The sequence below is a fragment of the Bradyrhizobium sp. Pha-3 genome (assembly GCF_042258615.1).
Lineage (GTDB): Bacteria > Pseudomonadota > Alphaproteobacteria > Rhizobiales > Xanthobacteraceae > Bradyrhizobium.
Genome location: NZ_CP170152.1, coordinates 3,097,577 through 3,116,297, shown reverse-complemented (window position 1 = coordinate 3,116,297; position 18,721 = coordinate 3,097,577). Strand labels below are relative to the sequence as shown.

The following is an 18,721-nucleotide window of genomic DNA, read 5'->3' as shown; positions in this document are numbered from 1 at the left end:
GCGCCTGGATTTGATGTTTGGCCGGCGCGATGGAGAGTTTAGAGCGTCAGCACTTTCGGATCGAGCAGTTTGGGCATCTACCGCTCGCCGTGAGCGGCGACGCAAGGAAGGGGCGTTCGGCGTTGACTTGCTCGCCGTTCGACACACATGAGAGGTTAATCTCTGCGCCGCGACTACAAAAGGCGTAGGGAGATAGAACAGGGGAGTTTTGGCCATGATCGAGAGAGTCAGCGCGCTCACGCTGGGCACCCATGACATGCCACGAGCTGTCCGATTCTACCGAGCCCTGGGATTTGAGGTGCTGCATGGCGGCGAATGGTCACCGTTCACTAGCTTTCGAGCAGGTTTGAGCTACCTCAACTTCATCGACCAACCCGCCGAACGACGCTGGTCCTGGTGGGGTCGGGTCATCTTCTACGTCACCGATGTTGACGCACTTTACGAACGCGCGCTCGCGGCGGGGTACCAGCCGGCGACTGTGCCCCGCGATGCCGAATGGGGTGAGCGCTTCTTCCACCTAGCTGACCCCGACGGCCACGAACTCAGTTTCGCTCGACCTTTACTTCCGGCTTCCGTCCAATAGCGGATCGAAGCGGCCTGCATTCCAACCGTCGCTGCGAGAGGGTATTGTTCCGGCAGACGGCCATCGCCCGGACGTCAGCTTCGGCTCGGTCTATGGCGCGGTCTCTCGAGCAAGATCAAAGGATGACAACGAACGATCGCACCGTCACCGTATTCGGCGGAACCGGCTTTCTCGGCCGCCGCATCGTTCAGCATCTGCGCGATCACGAGTTTCCCGTCCGGATCGCGTCAAGGCATCCAGATCGCGGGCGTAGTCAGTTTGGCCCGCATGATTCCCAACTTATGTTCGTCCAGGCCGATATTCAGGACGAACGGTCTGTCGCAAATGCGCTTGCCGGCGCTTACGCCGCTGTCAACACCGTCAGCCTTTACGTCGAGCACGGACGTGAGACGTTTCATTCCGTTCATGTCGAGTCCGCCCAACGGGTAGCGGCCCAAGCGCACCGGGCCGGAGTCAAAAGACTCGTTCACTTGTCAGGCATCGGCGCCGATGCCGCGTCTCAATCGCGGTACATCCGAGCGCGCGGCGAAGGTGAACTGGTGGTCAGGGCTACGTTTGCCGGCGCACATATCATCCGACCAGCCGTCATGTTCGGACCGGACGATGCCTTTCTTACGACCATCCTCAACCTTCTCCGCCGGCTCCCAATCTACCCGATGTTCGGCCGCGGCTTGATGAGTCTGCAGCCGGCCTATGTGGAAGATGTGGCTGAGGCGACTGTCCGGATCATCCAGCGAGCCGAGACGCGACCGACGATCTTCGAGTGTGGCGGCCCTCGCGTTTATTCCTACGAAGAATTGGTCGGAATCGTCGCGCGTCAGGCTGGCCTTGCGCCCATCCTGGTCCCGATCCCGCTGGCCGTTTGGCACGCCTTGGCATGGGCTTCCGAAGTACTCCCGGACCCGATTCTCACGCGCAATCAGGTGGAGCTGATGCAGATCGATACAGTGTCATCGCCGGAGATGCCTGGCCTTGTCGAACTTGGGATTTCGCCGCTGCCGGTTGAGGCAATACTCCAAAAGATATTGTCAAAGTGCGGATGAAGAGGGCTCTTAAATCCGCTTCAGATGGCGCGTTCGCGCGCTACTGTTACAGGACGCGATGGCGTATCCGTCGTTCGACGGCGGCAATATGGCTGTGCGCCGTCGGCAGCTGCAGGTAGTTCGGGGTCAACTGACCTTGGACGCGTACCTCTAAATCCGGTTCGTGAGCGTAGCGCTCTATCCGCTTCAGTCCGAAAACGACTGAAGTGCGGCGTCGCCGCGAAATGACGCGATAGGTCAAAAGCTGACGGTGTCCGACCAAGAGACGGTGGTCCCCTATCGCTCGACAAGCAGACATGTAGCTTAGCATTCGGTCCCTTTTCCGCTATCGCTCAGACGTATCAACCGGGCGCGTCTCGGACGTTGTGCTAGCAAATGCCTTCGCGCGATCTCCTCACCAAATTCCCGAGCCGGATGCTCGCCCAGTGTGAGCTCATAGCGACGATGTGTCTCCATTTTGGGTTTGTGGTGCGCTCGGAGGGCGTTCGCATTTGCTGCGATCTCAGTCACTTATCCCAACGATGAAAATCAAAAGGTTCCTTATCAACCCCAAAGGGGCGTTTTAGCTCCCCGGCCATCCGCAGCCCTGCGTCCCGAACGTAAGCAGCAACCGAAATAATCAACAAAAACAACGAGGCTCGATCCTGATTGACGACCTTTATCGCTAAGAGTTTCGGTGGTCAATCGGTGGTTGGCGTCTGATCCAAGACGCGAGCGTTGCTTGTCAAATCGGCTACCAACGAACCCGTTCGTGGACATAACGATCCGTCGGCACTTGCAAGTCCGTCGGGGGTTCGAGTCAGGAGAGCGCTACCGCCTTTCCCCACACCCGACCAACTTGCGCTACCTTTATTTATTTGCACCACGATGCGCGACGTCGCTGGTTAGTAGCGCATCATGCGGCAGTAGAAGAGGCGCGCTTACAGTTTCACCGGTGCGTCACTTGTTCGGCGGCTTCCGTTCTCGCTGCCGAGCTGCGTACACGCCTCCCGAACCCGCATATCGTACAATCTAGCCTAGCCCCCTCTGCGTTCGACGACAATATTCGAGGTCATCTCTTTTTTGAGCGGCTTTCCAAGCAACTTGTCTGAAATGATCCTCTGCTGGATTTCGGACGTACCCTCGAAGATCTTGGTGAGACGTGCATCTCGCCAATAGCGTTCGACGGGGTGCAGCGTGGTGTATCCAGCGCCGCCGAGGATCTGCAACGCCTCGCTGGTGACGCGCTCAGCCATCTCCGAGGCGAAATATTTGACCATGGATGTCAGCATGCCGGCCGGCCGATCGGCATCGATTTCACAGCAGGTGTGGTACATCAGTTGCCGGGCCGCCTCAATCTCGGTCGCCATGGTTGCGATCTTGAAGCGAATTGCCTGAAAATTCGAAATTGGTTCACCGAACTGCACGCGCTCTTTAGCATAGGCCATAGCGTGATCGAGCGCGGCCTGCGCCAGACCGATCGAGCGCGCCGCGGTATGCGCCCGCGCCAGCTCCAGGCCAGCGGCCGCAGCCTGGAATGCACGCCCCTCCTCTTCTCTGTCGTTCTGCACGACAGGAACACGGACATTGTCGAAATGGAGCTCCCACGTCTTCCAGCCGAAGTAACCGATCTTTGGGATCGGCGAGCCTGTAACTCCCTTGGGCAATTCGCCTTTGGGCTTCTCCACTGAAACGCTCACCGTCCGTTCCGTCGGGCCGTCTGGACCGGATAGGCGGCATAACACGCGGATGAAGTCCGCCCCGTCCGCGAACGTGCACCAGTACTTGTTGCCGTTCACGATCCAGGTCTCGCCGTCGCGGCGCGCGCTGCACGCAACGCTCGACAAGTCGGACCCGGTTTGGGGCTCCGAGAGTGCTGCAGCACCAAGATAGCGGCCCTGGGCCATGAGTGCGATCTTCCTGCGACGCTCGTCAGGCGCCCCCGGCACAGCGGAATAGAATTTGTTGCCGCGCGCTATGATGCTCGCGACACTCATCCATCCGCGCGCAAGTTCTTCGGCTACCAAACAATATTCGAACGCTCCGAGTCCAAGTCCACCGAACTTCTCGGGAATGACAATCCCAAAGAAACCGAGATCGCCCATACGTTCGATCAGCTCGCGCGGTATGTCGCCCTTGATCGGATCGAGCTTGTTGGCGACGGGCACAATCTCTTTGAGAGTGAAATCACGCGCTACGCGTTGCATCGCGAGGCGCTCTTCAGTCATCCAGCCAGAAGACGTACCATCCGTCATTGTTGTTGGCATCCCCATTTCGTCGTATGCCCGCTCGTTGAGTGCGTTACCGTGCCGAACACGTCGGCGCTCCCGAGCGTCTGCCCCGCAGCCTGAGCCCCGGAGGCATCGATCGCGATCGTCACGGACGTGCCTCCCGGCGGCGGACGACGCCCGTTGTGAGAGGTCAACACGCCACGTTCACGTCCTGCTGCTCTTCAGAGCTGGCATAGCTGTAGCAAGCCATTGCCAAGCCGTGTCAGTTCCGCGCGGCCTCAAGTCGGTCACCGACGAATTCTGCCACTCGCCGGATAGCGGCCCGTCCCTCGGGCAGCAAGGATGCAAAGAAAGGCCAGATATGTATCATCTCGTCCCAGACTTCGATCGTCACCTGGGTATCCGCCTCGCGCGCCCTGTCCGCCAGACGCCTTGAATCGTCCAACAGCCGCTCGCTATCGCCGACCAGGATGAACAACGGCGGCAGATTTCCGAGATCAGCGTAAAGCGGCGAGATGAGCGGCTCTCGAACGCTTCGCTCACCCGCATAAGCCTTCGCATACCGGAGGGTCGTCTCAGGCGTAATGATCGGATCCACCGCCGCCCGGCTTTGCATTGACACGCCTTCCTTTGCCAGGTCGGTAGAGGGCGAGATCAGAAACGCCCCGCAGGGAGGCGGCTCTTCCGCGTCCCTAAGGCTAATGAGCAGGGCCATCGAAAGACCTCCGCCGGCCGAGTCTCCACCGACCACGATACTCTGGCGATGGTCCGACGCCCGCAGCCACCGGTAGGCCCGAATGGCATCATTCAGCGCCGCTGGAAACGGGTGCTCGGGAGCCAGCCGATACTCGACACTTAACACCCTGCAGCGCGTCGCCTTGGCAAGTCTGCCAACAAATTCCCGGTAGTCGCGAACCGATGCGATGCAATAACCGCCGCCGTGGAGAAAGAACAGCACTCCATGCGACTCAACGTCTGGCGGAACGCACCACTCCGCAGCTACGCCGTCCGCATCGACCGGCACGAACTGCAAGTCCGGATCCGGTACAAACTGAGCTGCCAACGTTGAAAACCGCTGCCGCAACTCGGCAATTGAGAGGCCGGTGGGCGCAGGCCTGGACCGCAAGGTGTTCAGAAACGCCGCGAATTCAGGACTTGCCATGTCAATTCCACCAGTTTCGAGTTAATTTCCGACCTGCGCGGCAAACGGGGTCCACTTGGTCCCGTCGAATTCGACGAACTGCAGATTGCGGATGATGTTGTAGTCTTCGGGAGAGTTCTCATAGGACACACCGGGAAGCCCCAACACCAGGGACACGCTCTTCAGATTTGTCGCGTGCTTCACGACATTCTCTCGCGTGAGCTCATCTCCACAGCTCTTCAGAATCGTCTCCATCAAATTCCCGACCATGTAGCCCGTCGCATAGGCGGTCTCTTCTGGATTCACACCGGGAAGGTATGTCTTGACGAAGTCGAGGTAGTCACGAACGTCCTTGTCGTCAGCCCATCTCGGATCCGTGGGATCCTTCTGCCATTGCGAACTTATCAAACCCTTTGCATTTTCCAGTCCCGCAGGCCGAAGAATTGCACCGATCGAACCGGAGATCGACGGCACGATCATTCTCGCATTCCACGCCATCTCTCGCGCACGGCGGATCGACTGCGAGGCGAACTTGGTCAACGCCGCGTTGAAGAACAGATCGGCACCGGACGAAGCGAGCTGGGCAACCTGGGAATCGATCGTTGGTGATGTGGACTCGTAGTTTGCCACCCTCACAATCATCGCGTCAGCCTTGTCGCCAAGGCCCGCGCGCAGACCTGCGAGATACTCCCGGCCGAGTTCGTCGTTCGGATACAGGACGGCGATCCTGGAGTTCGGCCAAGACTTCAGGATCAACCTGCCGAAGATCTGTCCTTCCGTGTAGAACGGGATGAAGAACCCGGTCGACCAGGGCGCATGCTTCGGGTCGTTGAATTTCCTGCTGCCCGAGATTTGAAACAGCTGCGGTACTCCGGCCTTGTTGAGGTAGGCCTGCGACGCCACACCGGTCGGCGAGCCGTTTGACCCGACAATTGCAAGCACACCGTCCTCTTCGACCAGTTTGCGCACCTGCTCGAAAGCCTTGGGCGGGCTATACCCATCGTCAAGCGATATCAGCTTGACCTTTCGACCATTGATGCCGCCCTTTTCGCGATTGATTTTTTCGAAGTAGGCGGCTGCCCCGCGGCCAAGCGCCGAGCTTGACGAGACAGGACCGCTATAGGGCTCAGTCTGCCCGAGCTTGATCTCCTGGTCTGTAACACCGGGGCCGTATTTCTTATCGCCCGATTGGGCGAAGGCATGCGCACAACTCACCGCAATCGTCAGCGCAAGAATAGTCGCTCTGATCACACCGTGCCTCCCTGAACCATCGTTCGCACCTCTCTGGACGCGCGTTACCTTGAACTTCTGACGAAGACGAGGAACGGTCAACAAAGCGGAGGTCACCGCCGTCGCATATTACGAGTGTGATCAGGGCCTGGCGGATGCCGTACGAGTAGCGCGAGTGTTGGGCGTCGCCGATGCCGCCGCGGTGATACGATGCGGCGCTTCTGCTCGCGCAAAAGCAAGTCATGAAAATCCGCCGTCCGGCAGCGCAACCGGACGTGGGCGACTTGCCTTCAACGTACCTTCTCTCGGCGGAAGCATTCGCTGGCTGGGCGGGATCGCCAGCACGGACACCGATCAACTCCGTTCGACCGGTTCGGGCACATGGTCCTCCACGAGGGTCAAGTGGGCACGATCGTCGACATCGACCAAGCCCGGGAAGATCAACATGCAGGACCAGGCGGCAATCAGAACCCGAAGACGATCACACTTGTAATAAACGGATCGTCTATTTTTATTACGTCATTTCAATATCTTACGACGCAGATCGGGCAGAACCCCGGGGTTGCACAAAACTCGATATGCAATACGATTGCGTATTATGCATTGGACTTGCAGCTTGGACTTTGCTGTCCGGCTGCCGCTTGGCCGATGCGCAACCGCCGCACAGCACGATCGGGGGACAGTCGCATGCAACGAGACACACAAGAGGTCATCAAGAAGGTATTGGGCACACTTGCCTTCGACTGCGATGAACTCAGATCAAGGTACGACGGCGAACGTGACAAGAGGGTCCTTGAGCAGGGCAACGCGCAGTATGTTCCGACGACGGGAAAGTTCGCACATTTCGACCGCGATCCCTGGACGACGCGAGGCTTCACCAGGGCATCGATCATCGAGCACACCGAAGTCATCGTGGCTGGCGCCGGTTTTGGCGGCCTTCTCGCCGGCGCGCGTCTGAGAGAAGCAGGCTTTCGCGATATCCGCATCGTCGATGAAGCGGGAGACTTCGGTGGGACCTGGTATTGGAACCGATACCCTGGCGCGATGTGCGACATCGAGGCTCACATCTATCTACCGCTGATCGAAGAACTCAATTATGCGCCGAAGCATCGATATGCCTATGCAGCCGAGATGCTCGAGCTCAGCCGCAATATCGGCCGCCACTATGATCTGTACCGAAAGGCCTGCTTTCAAACGACCATCACGGAGGCTCGCTGGATCGACGCAAAGCGGCATTGGCTCATCCAGACAAACCGAGGTGATCGACTGACCGCAGACTACCTGGTGCTCGCCTGCGGCAGGCAGAGCCTTCCCAAGCTTCCGGGCATCGCGGGCATCCAGGAATTCGAGGGGCATGCCTTCCACTCGAGCCGTTGGGACTACGATTATACGGGGGGAAGCGAGCAGGACTTCGCCCTCACCCGCCTTGTCGACAGGCGGGTTGCCGTCGTCGGCACCGGAGCGACTGCGATTCAGATCGTTCCGGAGCTCGGAAAATGGGCCAAGCAGCTTGTTGTCTTCCAACGAACCCCGTCGTCCGTGGGCGTCCGGGCCAACCAGCAAACCGGGCCAGATTGGGTCGGCGAGCGAACGCCTGGGTGGCAGAAGAGACGGCGTGATAATTTCCAGCGCCTTATGTCCGGTCTCACGCAGGATGTGAATCACGTCAATGACGGATGGACAGAGATTGCGGGATCTCTCAACCCGCTGAGACCAATCGAAATCGAAGAGCGGCTTGGTCGGAAACCAACGAAGGAAGAACGCGCCCTGCTCGGCGAGGTATTCGACTATCAGGTCATGAACAAGATCCGCGGACGCGTCGAGGAGGTCGTCAAGGATCGAGCCACCGCGGAAGCGTTGAAGCCATGGTATCGCTGGCTATGCAAACGGCCGTGTTTCCATGATGACTATCTGGAGACCTTCAACCGCCCCAACGTCATCCTGGTTGATACTCACGGACGCGGAGTGGAGCAAGTGACGAGAAGGGGCATCCTGGCTGATGGGTCCGAGTATCCCGTCGATTGCATTGTGTTTGCGACCGGCTTTGAGGCAGGAATTTCCTACACCCGACTGACCGGGTTCGAATTGTTCGGACGGAACGGACTTGCACTAAGCGAGCACTGGCGCGCAGGGGTTCGAACGTTCCACGGAATGACCACCGACCGGTTTCCCAACTGCTTCTTCATGGGTGGAAATCAGCAGACGGCAGCGGCCACGAACGCGGTCCAGTTGCTGGACGAACAGGCGATCCACGTGGCCTACACCTTGCGCAAGGTCAAAGCACTGTCGAAAGACTTCGTCGAACCAACCTCCGAAGCAGTCGACAACTATGTGCACGAAATTCGCGTGTCGCCGAAGAACATCGCCCAGGTCGCGTTTTATCAGCAGTGTACGCCAGGATACTATAACGCTGAAGGCAAGGCTGCGAAGAGCGAGGACATCTTCCAGGGCGGCCGATATGGCGATGGTCCGATGCCGTTCTACGCCATGCTTGAGTCGTGGCGGGCAAACGACCGGCTCGAAGGCATGCATTTCGAGCCACCGCGGCAAGACGACGTCCCGGAACAACCATCTGCCGCGGGACAAGCATCCTAGTTCAGAGCTGTGGCCGGATGAACAAAGGGATAGCAGCCAGGCATGCAGGCAGCTATCCTGCACTCGCCTCACCGATCGCGGAGTGTGCATCCAGCCACCACTTGATCCACTGAGCCTGGGAGAACGATGTGGCCGCCAAGCCCCCGAAGCGGAAGAAGCCAGCACCGGGCGCGGCGGAAGTGCTGGACTTGAGCCTGATAAAGTCGGTCGGGAAGGCTATCGCGGTTCTTCAGGAACTCTATCAGGCCGGCCGTCCGCTCCGCATCGTCGACCTCGCTGAATTGCTCGACACCTCATCAAGCACCGTCTCTCGTATGGTCAGCACGCTTGCCGCTGCAGGTCTGGTCGAGCAAGAAGCGGAGACCGGCCGGTGCTACCTCGGCCTGGGATTGGCGTTGCTCGGCAATTCGGCCCTGGGACGACGGGAGCTTGACCTCGTCGCGCTTCCCGCCATGGCCGAACTGTCCGCCGAGTTCAAGGAGTATATCAGCCTCAGCCGGCTGCATCGGTGGAAGGTCGTCATCATGCGTGGGCGCACGCTTGAGACCCTGCGGCGAGACATCACCATGGTGTCGGTCGTCCCGGTCCATGGCAGCGCGCCAGGAAAGGTTCTGGCGGCCTGGCAGGACGCTCGTTATGTCCGCCAGATGCTTGCCGAGAACGGAATGGATGCCTTCACCTCCAGGACGATCACGTCGGCTGACGCCTTCATGGCCGAGTTGGCCCGGGTCCGGAAGGCCGGATTCGCTCTCGACGACGAGGAGCTCATCCAGGGATTACGACATGTGGCGGCGCCGATCTATGATCATCGCGGACAGGTGGTCGCGACGATCTCGGCCGGCGGCTCAGCGCACCGCGTCAGCGGAGCACACCTGGAAAAGCTGACGGCCGCCACAATGCGCTGTGCCGCCGATGTGTCCCGCCTCCTCGGCTTTCGGCTGGCCACGGCCACCGGTTAGACGCTACGCGCGATGACGTGCCCCCTACAAGCCGTAGAGATCTGCCATGTCCAAGGTATTCTGAACGAGCCGAAGGACGGCCACATCGATCATGACGCCATCAACCTGCGCGGCTCCCAATCCTTTCGCCTCGGCCTCACGATAGGCCGCAGCCATCCGTCTCGCGCGTACGATCTCCTCCGATTTCGGTGAGAACACAGCCTGCGCAGGCGCAATCTGCGAAGGATGGATGGCCCACTTTCCGACCATGCCGAGCGCACGGGCCTTGTTGGCCTCAGCGCGATACCCCTCCTCATTCTTGAAGTTGGAATAAGGCCCGTCGACCGCATCAATGCCCGCCGCCCGCGCGGCCATTGTGATCCGGAAGCGGGCAAAATGGAAAATGTCACCCGGATAGCCGCCATTGCCGCCAATTTCGCGCGTATCGATGCCCTGCGACCCAGAATAGTCCCCCATCCCGAAAATAAGGCATTCGAGTCGATCGGAGCACTTCGCGATCTCCTCGACGTTCTGCAGGGCTTGAACCTCCTCGATCAGAACTTCGATACCGATGCGACGCGCAAGCTTCAGCTTCTTCTCGACCTGGGTCAGCAAACGATCCAGGAAGATGACGTCGGCCGCCGAATACGGCTTCGTCAACATAATCGTATCGAGGTTCTGACCGGCGCTCTCGACAATCGAAATCACGTCTCCATGACACCACTCGGTGGTCACGTCGTTGATGCGAACGCAGCGGGCCTTGTTGCCCCAATCAAGATTATTGAGCGCCCAGGCAATCTTGCCGCGAGCCTCGATCTTCGCGCTGGGCGCAACGGCGTCCTCGAGATCGCAGAACACATGGTCGGCATCCGACGCGGCCCCCTTTCTCAGCATCGCTTCATTGCTGCCAGGTACCGACAACTGGCAGCGCCGGGCTCGTCGAATACGCGTCGTCATCTGGATCTCCATACCGAAAAAGCAGAAGGCTCGCCGATCACGGCTGCCACGATTCACAAGTGCGCATATTTTCCCGTTCGATCGCAAGCATTCCGGGGCACGTCGGTGCGATGATTACGTCTGTGATGTTTCAGGGATGAAGGCAGAATCAATATCGCCGGTCCGCCCGGATGATATGGTCCAGTGTCGGCGTCGCGACGTGCCGCGTCTTTGGATCCGTCTTGCGCGGGTTGTGCGTCGACAGCGCGGTGGAGGCATTATCTCCGGGGAGAGGTCAAATTGAAACTGGAAGGCAAAGTAGCGATCGTAACCGGCGCAGCCGGCGGATTAGGCAGAGCCTATGTCAATCGATTGGCGTCACTTGGCGCCGATATCGGCGCGGTCGATCTCAGCTTCGACGATGCGGTCAGCGGTTTCCGCACCTCGGCCCGAACGATCGCCGACGAAGTTCAGTCCAAAGGACGGAGATGCGTGTCCTTCGAGGGCGACCTCGGCGAAAAAACGACCGCGAGGGCCGCGATTGATGCCGTCATGACGGCATTCGGGCGCATCGATGTCCTTGTCAACAATGCCGGGGGCGCCATTACGCCAGTTGAGCGAAGCTCTCCCTCCAATTGCCCTGAGGAAGACGTTTTCAAACTGTTTGGCGCGAACCTCTGGAGCACCATCTTCTGCTGCCAGGCGGCCGTCCCGATCATGAAATCCCAATCGTCCGGCTCCATCATCAACACGTCGTCCGTCGCTGCTCATTCCGTGGCGCCAAATGGGCGGCTCGCGCTCTACGGAGCCACAAAGGCGGCCGTCACCCACTACACGCGAAATCTGGCCGCCGAGGTTGGACCGCACGGCATCCGCGTGAACTGCATCGCGCCGGGGATCATCATGACACCGCGCGTGAAGGCTCAGTCGCAAGCGCGCGGGATCGGCGTGGACTCGGAGCTGAAAGGCATTCCGATGCGCCGCTTTGGCGAAGCCGAGGACTGCGCCGGCGTCATCGAATTTCTGGCGACCGACCTGTCTCGCTACGTCACTGGAGAGTGCATTTCCGCGAGCGGGGGCGCCCTGCTGACGCCTCATTAAAGCACCTGACAGGCCGACATGACCGGAGCCACAGGTCTAGGCCTGAGCCCCGAATGCACCCGCGGCCGACAGTTCGGCAATTCGATCCGGAGCGTACCCCAGCATATCCAGGACATCCCGCGTGTGCTGTCCGAGCGTCGGTGCGGCCACCGCAGCGACAACCGGAGTTGCCGCGAGCCGTATCGGACAGGCGATATCCGGGACGGTACCGGCGGTTGGGTGGGCGATCGTGCTCGCAATGCCGCGTGCGATCATTTCACCCGATTGAAAGGCTTGCTCGACAGTCCGAATGACGCCCGCGGGGACCTTATGCAGCCGCATCCGTTGCGCCCATACTTCGCTTCCGTCCGCGGCCAGCGCCCGCTCGAGGAGCGCCCTCAATTGATCACGATTTTCCATCCGGTCGCGATTGGTGTGAAAGCGTGGATCGTCGACCAGATCCGGACGGCTGAGCACATCCCGAACCAGCCGGCCATAGGTCCTGTCGTTGGCGCAAATGATGTAGAGTGTCCCGTCTGCCGTCGCAAATACTCCGGTCGGCATGGTGTCGGTCCCATCGTTGCCGACGCGATTGGGATTCTTTCCCGTCGCGAGATAGCCCAGCGCCTGAAATCCGAGCATCAAGGTGCCGACATCGAACAATGACGTTTCGACCTTCTGCCCGTCCCCTGTCCGCGATCTGGCGGCAAGTGCGCCAAGGACCGCGATCGTCGCCGAAAGCCCGGTCGCGATATCCATGACAGCCGGTCCCGTTCGCAGGCCGGGTCCGTCTGGGAATCCGTTCAGGGACATGAAACCTGTTTCTGCCTGCACCACAGAGTCAAATCCAAGGCGGTCCGCAAGCTCGCCCTCCCGGCCGTAAGCAGACACACTGCAATAGATCAGCTTCGGATTGAGTTCCTTGAGCGCATCATAACCCAGCCCGAAGCGCTCCATCACCCCGGTTGAAAAGTTCTCGACGAGAATGTCGGACGACCGCACGAGATCCATTGCGATCTGCCGGGCGTCGTCGCGGGAAAGATCGAGCGCCATTCCGCGCTTGTTACGGTTGGCCCACAGGAACGGCACACTCTGGCCGGCAAGTTTTGGCTCGAACCGCCGCAGATCGTCACCGGACGCTGCGTTCTCGATCTTGATCACGTCAGCACCCATATCAGCCAGAAATCGCGTGCACATCGGGCCGGCAATGAAATGAGAAAAGTCGGCGACCCGGATACCTTCGAGTGCCGCGGGTGCATCAGATCTCCGTGCACCGCGCGCAGATGCTTGATCGTTCATGGTCATGTTCTCCAAAGCAGCACAGGTCAGAAGGTCACTCGCGACGAGCAATCGTCAGGGGTGCGGTGCAACGCAGCACAAGCGTCGATGGCGGCGATCAGCGTGATACTTGAATGAGTGGCTCGAAGCTCGATAGTATGACGATCGTGATCGACGCGCAGAACGCTGCAAGCTTAAGGAAAAGGCCATGAGCGATCGTTCAATCAAATCGGCGGAGCGGACCCTTGCGATATTCGAGCTGTTCTCGGTTCGCCAGGAGATGCTGACCGTCGGCGACGTCAGCAAGAGCCTCGACATACCGCAACCAAGCGTCAGCATGCTGCTAAAGAACCTGACCAACATGGGTTACCTTGAATACGATGCCCCGCAGAGGCGGTACGCCCCCACGCTGAGAGTAATGCTGCTCAACAGCTGGCTGCTTGATCGATACGAAGGCACAGCGAAGTTTGTCCCAATCCTCAAGTCTCTGCTCCTCGAACTCCAGGAAACCGTTTTCATCGGGATGCAGAACAAGTCGACCGCCCAGTACATCCTTGTGATGACACCGAAGAACCGTGACAGCCTCCTGATAACCTCCGGGATGCATCGGTCACTCACCTGCTCCGCGATGGGCAGAATACTTCTGAGCATGACCGGCGAAGAGGAGCTTCATCGTTGGATTCGCCGATGCAATGCTGAAGCAACTGATCCGAGATTTCGCGTAAGAGAGGCTCCATATCTCGATCTCATAGCGGCCGATCGGAGCAAGGGATATGCCGAAACCGCTGGAGACATCTCACCCGGATTTGGCGCCATAGCCGTAGCGGTTCCTTCACCACTTGGAGGCACTCCCCTTGCGATCGGCGCGGGCGCTCGCGTCGAGCGCATCGCCCAAAAGCGCGGTTCAATTGTACTCGGTCTTCGCCATGCCGCTTCCCTGATCGCCACAAGGCAACCGCTGACCGATACGGATCGGCCTGCGGCTGAAGCGAGTGTCGAAGCCGAAGGCGCGCCAACCGCCGCCGGCGGCCCACAACTTTCGACCTTGCCTTCATGGTTCAGCAATCGGTTCACATGAACGTTCACGGCTCGCACACGACGTCCCGCGACAGGCTGCCCTAGCCGTCAGCTTCTTTTCCCCAATGATGTCGACGCTTGATTAGAACGCGGCGATCGCCTTCAAAGACCTGGCGATCCTCCTGATTGACGCCGTAGTGCCGAAACACGATGATGCCAACATCTGCCTGCGGACCATCTTCCTTGCTGAGCACTTCCGAGTACGCATACAGCGTGTCGCCGTGAAACACGGGTGCCATCAGACGGATATTGTCCAATCCAAGTTCGGCAAGCACATTCTCGCAGGTGTCCTGGCTCGCGAGCCCCATGATGATCGAGAAATTCACCCCTCCGTAGCTGATGCGCTGCTTGAAGGGAGAGACCGACATTGCGTGCTCGTTGAAGTGCCCCTGGGCGGTATTCATGACCAGATTGGTGATCAGGACGTTTTCGAGGGGCTCGATCGTCTTTCCGCGTGCATGACGAATGACCTGCCCTACCTCGAAGTCCTCGAAGTAGTTATCCGGCGACGTGAGGCGCCACCACTCCCTGCCCAGCGGCTTCATTTGTCATCCTTTCGGTGCGCGAAGGCGAACCAGGTTCGACCGCTCGAAGTCGAGCACCGGATCGTCATGTTGATTGCGCCCTTCGGTGTGCCAGGTAACAATGCCGTTGGCCGGATTGCTTGCTGACAGACGACAGGCGATGGTCCTGCTGCGCGAGTAAAGGGTATCGCCGGGAAATACCGGCTTATGATAGGTGAGCTTGCCCAATCCAACGAACGGACCGCCGATCTCGCTGCAGTCCTCGACGCTCAGGCCCAGGACCACGTTGAACACCAGAAGTGGGTTCACCACGATACTGTCGTGACCATGCGCCCTTGCGTACTCCGCGTTGAAGTAGAGAGGATTGAAGCTGAGCGTCAATGTCGAGAACGCGATTGTATCGCTCTCCATGATCGTTCGTCCCCAATGGTGTACAAACTCCTGACCGACGGAGAAGTCCTCGTAGAGGTGTCCTCTCGGCCTGAGCTTCGCACGCGCACGAAAATCCTTCGACATTTCATCCTTCCCGATCGTCACCTGCACTTCTTCAGCCGCAACAATGCACGAGCTGACGGCCGAAGGACACGGGCTTCGTCTCATATTGCATCCGTAATCGCTGCTGCGGACAAGATCGCCAATCAAAATGCATTTGTAATATCGATCGCTGACGGGCCTTGATCGCTGGCGCACGCGCAAGGGGCGCAATAGTGGTTTGCATGTAACCTTGGCGCAGGGAGAGTCGGCATGCGAAAATCATTTGGTGCTCTGTCGGACATCCGCATCCTGGATCTCACGCAGATGCTGGCCGGTCCGTATGCGACCATGGTTCTCGCAGATCAGGGTGCCGAGATCATAAAGATCGAACCTCCGGCTGGAGACGTTACCCGGGGCGGCCGGCATGCCGGCGACACGGAACCTCTCAGCACGTATTTTCAAAGCATAAACCGCAACAAGCGGTCAGTGTGCCTGGATCTCAAGTCCGAACAAGGTCGGGAGATATTCAAGACGCTTTGCAAGGAGGCGGACGCCGTCGTTGAGAACTTTCGTGCCGGCGTGATGGACCGGCTCGGCTTGAGCTATGAGGTTCTCTCCGAAATCAATCCCCGGCTCGTTTACGGCTCGCTCCGGGGATTCGGCGATCGGCGCACCGGCCCTTCGCCGTATGTGAACTGGCCGGCGTTCGATGTCGTTGCTCAGGCCATGGGTGGAATGATGGCAATCACCGGCGCGGAGCCCGGCGGAATGCCCACCAAGGTCGGACCTGGCGTCGGTGATACAATTCCGGGTTTGATGCTGGCGTTCGGTGTTTTGGCCGCGATACACAACGCCCGGCGCACTGGCCTTGGGCAGTTTGTGGATGTTTCGATGGTCGATGCCATTCTTTCGATCTGCGAACGCGCCGTTTGGCAACATACCGCCGAGGGACTGGTGCCCGGTCCGGAAGGAAACCATCATCCCTTCCTTTGTCCGTTCGGGATATTCCCCGCGGCCGACGGACACGTTGCGCTCGCAGCACACGATCAAGGCTTCTTCGACGTGCTCTGTCGTGAGCTTGATCTGCAGGCGCTTGCGCGGGATGTTCGCTTCTCGTCGAAAGGCAAGCGCGCGGACAATCGGAGGCTGCTGATCCCTCTGATCGGGCAGCACACCCGGAAGTTCACCAAGGCTGAGCTGACCGCCAGGCTGGGAGGACGCATGCCGTTTGGTCCTGTGATGAACGTTCTGGACATCGTTTCGGACCCCCACTTCAAAGCCCGCGACATGATCGTCGAGGTCGAGCATCCTGGTGGTGAACCGGCCAGGATCGCAGGTGTGCCGGTCAAGATGACGCTGACGCCCGGCGCAGTTCTGACCCGAAGCCCGTTCCTGGGCGAGCATACCGCGGAGGTGCTCCGTTCGATCGGAATGAGCGCCCCGGAGATTCGCTCGGCGCTCGACCGCAAGGTTGCGCACATCGAGAATGAAGTCTCTCCGGAGCAAATCCCTGCCGGCCTCGCGACATGAGACACCGAGCCACCTTCTTGCACCATCACGTGTCGGGCGGCTCGGCTGCAAGCCACGCTACGCCCGGCTCTAGGCATTGGCGCTGAGGTTCTTCAGGACGGCGAGGCATTCGGACTTCATATTGTCCATGATGTCATGGATCGAGCGTTCATCCTTGATCCTGCCAACGATCTGCCCCGCCATATAGCCCATGTAGTCGGCGGCATTCGCAAGCTCGAGCCGCTTCAGCGCCGGAGCAACAAGCAGCTTTTGCGCCGCAAGTGGCAGGGGTTGCGGCGCTCCCGGCGCATCCCACGCATCCGTCCACTTGCTGCGTAGACCCCGCAGCGGCTTGCCGGTGTCGTATTTCCTCTGGATCGCATCCTGCGAGCGCGCGGCAATAAATCGCTTGCGCATGTCAGGGGACAACTCGCTTTCGAAGGACCCGAGCCAAATGGTGCCGCACCACACACCCTCGGCGCCGAGCGCGAGCGCAGCCGCAATATGACGCCCGCTGCCAACACCGCCTGCAGCGAGGACCGGGATCGGAGAGACGGCATCGACCACCTCCGGCCACAGCACCATGGAGGAGATCGTACCGGTGTGCCCTCCGGCCTCGCTTCCTTGCGCGACGATCAGGTCGACGCCCGCGTGGACGTGCTTGAGCGCATGTTCCGCACTCCCGGCCATGGCGCCGACCTTGATGCCATGGCCGTGCAGCTTGTCGACGACATAGGCCGGAGGCGCTCCCATTGCGCTGAGCACAAACCGGGCCTGCGGATGTTTGACGACGATCTCCAGGACTTCAAGAACGCCTTCTTCCGTGTGGCCGTGGCCCGGCGGCTTTTCGCGCAGCATCTGCGCCTCGACATCGGGAGGCAACGTGGGGATCCCGGCATCGTCCAGAACTTTCTCGACGAAGTCGATGTGCCCCCTCGGCAGAGCCTTGAGACGCTCGGATAACGGCACCACCTCCCCGACTTTGTTGGCGAAGAGGACATCAATGCAATATGGACGCCCGCCGGTCTTCTCATCCATGTCAGTGAGAATCCGCTCAAGCTCGTCCGGTTGATAGTAGCTCGCCGCCAAGGCCCCCATGCCGCCGGCATTTGTCACCTCGATTGCGACTTCCGGCTTGTGGGTGAAGCCGAATATCGGGACCTCGATCCCGAACATGTCAGTGATGCGATTGCGCATGGGCACTCCAGTCTTCAAGTTGCAGGCAAAATCAGGGCTGACCGAATCTCGGCTTGCGCTTCTCCTTGAACGACATCGTCGCTTCCTTGTGGTCGGCGGTCTCGAACGTCACCTGCTCAAGCGCCATTGAGGCCTCCAGCAGCATGTTCACGCGCTCCTTGACGATCTGGTTGATCGACAGCTTGGTCCAGCGAATGGCCCAGGTCGGACCGTTCGCGAGCTCGACCGCAATCTCGCGGGCCTTGGCCAACACCTCCGCGCGCGGCGCGACGTGGTTGACCAGCCCGATCCGCTCCGCCTCCTTGCCCTTCAGGAGCGTGCCGCGGATCAGGAATTCCTTGGCCTTGTTGATGCCGATCAATAGCGGCCAGATCACCGTGCCGCCGTCGCCCGCAACCAGGCCGACGCGCGAGACATGGGTGTCGCCGATCCGCGCATCTTCGGCCATGACAGTGATGTCGCAGAGCAGCGCATGGGTCGCAGCAAGGCCGATGGCGTCGCCGTTGATCGCCGCAATGATCGGCTTGTCGAGCTCGAGCTGCCGGGTGACGCCGCGCCTGCTGACCATCGGATCGTGCACCTCACCTTCTTCGAGTACGTCCCCGCCTGGCCGCTCCGACATCGCCTTCACGTCGCCGCCAACGCTGAAGAAGTCGCCGGAACCGGTCAGCACCACGACATTGACGGCGTGATCGTCAGCCAGGTCGTCCCAGATCGTGCGTAGTTCGCGGATCAGTTTTTGATTGATCGCATTGCGTGCCTGCGGGCGGTTGAGGGTCACGGTCGCGATCTTGTCGGCAACCTCGACCTTCAGGCATTCATATTGGGCATACTGGCTCATCTTGTTCTCCGGACTGTGTACTTCTTCTCGTTTTGTGCCCGCGTGGTACCAATCAACCTGTTCGC

At 59.8% G+C, this 18,721-nt stretch carries 16 protein-coding genes; 7 read left to right on the top strand and 9 right to left on the bottom strand.

The genetic code is table 11. The features are described from left to right. Positions 1–214: 214 nt before the first annotated feature. A complete protein-coding gene (locus ACE10Z_RS14570) occupies positions 215–583 on the top strand; it encodes a VOC family protein (protein ID WP_375788525.1) in 369 nt (122 codons plus the stop codon). A 122-nt stretch (positions 584–705) separates the two neighbouring features. Further along, positions 706–1,626: a complex I NDUFA9 subunit family protein gene (locus tag ACE10Z_RS14565; protein ID WP_375788524.1), complete on the top strand. Its 921-nt coding sequence runs from the start codon at positions 706–708 to the stop codon at positions 1,624–1,626. Between the two features lie 1,016 nt (positions 1,627–2,642). Here the strand turns inward: ACE10Z_RS14565 and ACE10Z_RS14560 are convergent. The 3 genes from ACE10Z_RS14560 to ACE10Z_RS14550 form a co-directional block, all read right to left on the bottom strand. Continuing rightward, a complete protein-coding gene (locus ACE10Z_RS14560; protein ID WP_375788523.1) occupies positions 2,643–3,860 on the bottom strand; it encodes an acyl-CoA dehydrogenase family protein in 1,218 nt (405 codons plus the stop codon). Positions 3,861–4,098: 238 nt separating this feature from the next. Continuing rightward, complete coding sequence (locus ACE10Z_RS14555) at positions 4,099–4,998, bottom strand: alpha/beta hydrolase (RefSeq protein ID WP_375788522.1); 900 nt, start codon at positions 4,996–4,998, stop codon at positions 4,099–4,101. A 21-nt stretch (positions 4,999–5,019) separates the two neighbouring features. Next, positions 5,020–6,228 (bottom strand): ABC transporter substrate-binding protein, encoded by a 1,209-nt coding sequence (locus ACE10Z_RS14550; protein ID WP_375788521.1) that lies wholly within the window; start codon positions 6,226–6,228, stop codon positions 5,020–5,022. A 381-nt stretch (positions 6,229–6,609) separates the two neighbouring features. Between ACE10Z_RS14550 and ACE10Z_RS14545 the strand changes: the two genes are divergently transcribed. Together ACE10Z_RS14545 and ACE10Z_RS14540 are read left to right on the top strand one after the other, a co-directional pair. Continuing rightward, complete coding sequence (locus tag ACE10Z_RS14545; RefSeq protein WP_375788520.1) at positions 6,610–8,802, top strand: flavin-containing monooxygenase; 2,193 nt, start codon at positions 6,610–6,612, stop codon at positions 8,800–8,802. Between the two features lie 128 nt (positions 8,803–8,930). Then, positions 8,931–9,761, top strand: coding sequence for an IclR family transcriptional regulator (locus ACE10Z_RS14540; RefSeq protein WP_375788519.1), 831 nt, complete (start codon positions 8,931–8,933; stop codon positions 9,759–9,761). Positions 9,762–9,785: 24 nt separating this feature from the next. On the opposite strand, the gene ACE10Z_RS14535 is transcribed toward ACE10Z_RS14540, so the two are convergent. Further along, positions 9,786–10,697, bottom strand: a complete 912-nt coding sequence (locus tag ACE10Z_RS14535) for an HpcH/HpaI aldolase/citrate lyase family protein (protein WP_375788518.1) — start codon at positions 10,695–10,697, stop codon at positions 9,786–9,788. Positions 10,698–10,976: 279 nt separating this feature from the next. Here ACE10Z_RS14535 and ACE10Z_RS14530 point away from each other — a divergent pair, with 279 nt between their 5' ends. Then, positions 10,977–11,777 (top strand): SDR family NAD(P)-dependent oxidoreductase, encoded by an 801-nt coding sequence (locus ACE10Z_RS14530; protein ID WP_375788517.1) that lies wholly within the window; start codon positions 10,977–10,979, stop codon positions 11,775–11,777. Positions 11,778–11,813: 36 nt separating this feature from the next. On the opposite strand, the gene ACE10Z_RS14525 is transcribed toward ACE10Z_RS14530, so the two are convergent. Next, a complete protein-coding gene (locus ACE10Z_RS14525; protein WP_375788516.1) occupies positions 11,814–13,055 on the bottom strand; it encodes a CaiB/BaiF CoA transferase family protein in 1,242 nt (413 codons plus the stop codon). A 187-nt stretch (positions 13,056–13,242) separates the two neighbouring features. On the opposite strand from ACE10Z_RS14525, the gene ACE10Z_RS14520 reads away from it, so the two are divergent. Then, positions 13,243–14,112, top strand: coding sequence for an IclR family transcriptional regulator (locus ACE10Z_RS14520; RefSeq protein WP_375788515.1), 870 nt, complete (start codon positions 13,243–13,245; stop codon positions 14,110–14,112). 40 nt (positions 14,113–14,152) lie between these two features. Here the strand turns inward: ACE10Z_RS14520 and ACE10Z_RS14515 are convergent, their stop codons facing one another. Both ACE10Z_RS14515 and ACE10Z_RS14510 read right to left on the bottom strand, forming a co-directional pair. Continuing rightward, positions 14,153–14,656: a MaoC family dehydratase gene (locus ACE10Z_RS14515; protein WP_375788513.1), complete on the bottom strand. Its 504-nt coding sequence runs from the start codon at positions 14,654–14,656 to the stop codon at positions 14,153–14,155. 3 nt (positions 14,657–14,659) lie between these two features. After that, positions 14,660–15,151, bottom strand: a complete 492-nt coding sequence (locus ACE10Z_RS14510; protein WP_375788512.1) for a MaoC family dehydratase — start codon at positions 15,149–15,151, stop codon at positions 14,660–14,662. Positions 15,152–15,379: 228 nt separating this feature from the next. On the opposite strand from ACE10Z_RS14510, the gene ACE10Z_RS14505 reads away from it, so the two are divergent. Further along, positions 15,380–16,639 (top strand): CaiB/BaiF CoA transferase family protein, encoded by a 1,260-nt coding sequence (locus ACE10Z_RS14505; RefSeq protein WP_375788511.1) that lies wholly within the window; start codon positions 15,380–15,382, stop codon positions 16,637–16,639. A 69-nt stretch (positions 16,640–16,708) separates the two neighbouring features. On the opposite strand, the gene ACE10Z_RS14500 is transcribed toward ACE10Z_RS14505, so the two are convergent. Next, a complete protein-coding gene (locus ACE10Z_RS14500) occupies positions 16,709–17,815 on the bottom strand; it encodes an NAD(P)H-dependent flavin oxidoreductase (RefSeq protein WP_375788510.1) in 1,107 nt (368 codons plus the stop codon). A gap of 31 nt (positions 17,816–17,846) precedes the next feature. After that, entirely contained in the window at positions 17,847–18,656 is an 810-nt protein-coding gene (locus ACE10Z_RS14495) for an enoyl-CoA hydratase/isomerase family protein (RefSeq protein ID WP_375788509.1), read from the bottom strand. Positions 18,657–18,721 lie beyond the last annotated feature (65 nt).

Excerpts from the sequence above, each read along its gene's own strand:
- ACE10Z_RS14570 (WP_375788525.1), top strand. The coding sequence starts at position 215 with ATGATCGAGAGAGTCAGCGCGCTCACGCTGGGCACCCATGACATGCCA.
- ACE10Z_RS14525 (WP_375788516.1), bottom strand. The coding sequence starts at position 13,055 with ATGAACGATCAAGCATCTGCGCGCGGTGCACGGAGATCTGATGCACCC.
- ACE10Z_RS14535 (WP_375788518.1), bottom strand. The coding sequence starts at position 10,697 with ATGACGACGCGTATTCGACGAGCCCGGCGCTGCCAGTTGTCGGTACCT.
- ACE10Z_RS14520 (WP_375788515.1), top strand. The coding sequence starts at position 13,243 with ATGAGCGATCGTTCAATCAAATCGGCGGAGCGGACCCTTGCGATATTC.
- ACE10Z_RS14515 (WP_375788513.1), bottom strand. The coding sequence starts at position 14,656 with ATGAAGCCGCTGGGCAGGGAGTGGTGGCGCCTCACGTCGCCGGATAAC.
- ACE10Z_RS14500 (WP_375788510.1), bottom strand. The coding sequence starts at position 17,815 with ATGCGCAATCGCATCACTGACATGTTCGGGATCGAGGTCCCGATATTC.
- ACE10Z_RS14510 (WP_375788512.1), bottom strand. The coding sequence starts at position 15,151 with ATGTCGAAGGATTTTCGTGCGCGTGCGAAGCTCAGGCCGAGAGGACAC.
- ACE10Z_RS14505 (WP_375788511.1), top strand. The coding sequence starts at position 15,380 with ATGCGAAAATCATTTGGTGCTCTGTCGGACATCCGCATCCTGGATCTC.
- ACE10Z_RS14495 (WP_375788509.1), bottom strand. The coding sequence starts at position 18,656 with ATGAGCCAGTATGCCCAATATGAATGCCTGAAGGTCGAGGTTGCCGAC.
- ACE10Z_RS14560 (WP_375788523.1), bottom strand. The coding sequence starts at position 3,860 with ATGACGGATGGTACGTCTTCTGGCTGGATGACTGAAGAGCGCCTCGCG.
- ACE10Z_RS14565 (WP_375788524.1), top strand. The coding sequence starts at position 706 with ATGACAACGAACGATCGCACCGTCACCGTATTCGGCGGAACCGGCTTT.
- ACE10Z_RS14555 (WP_375788522.1), bottom strand. The coding sequence starts at position 4,998 with ATGGCAAGTCCTGAATTCGCGGCGTTTCTGAACACCTTGCGGTCCAGG.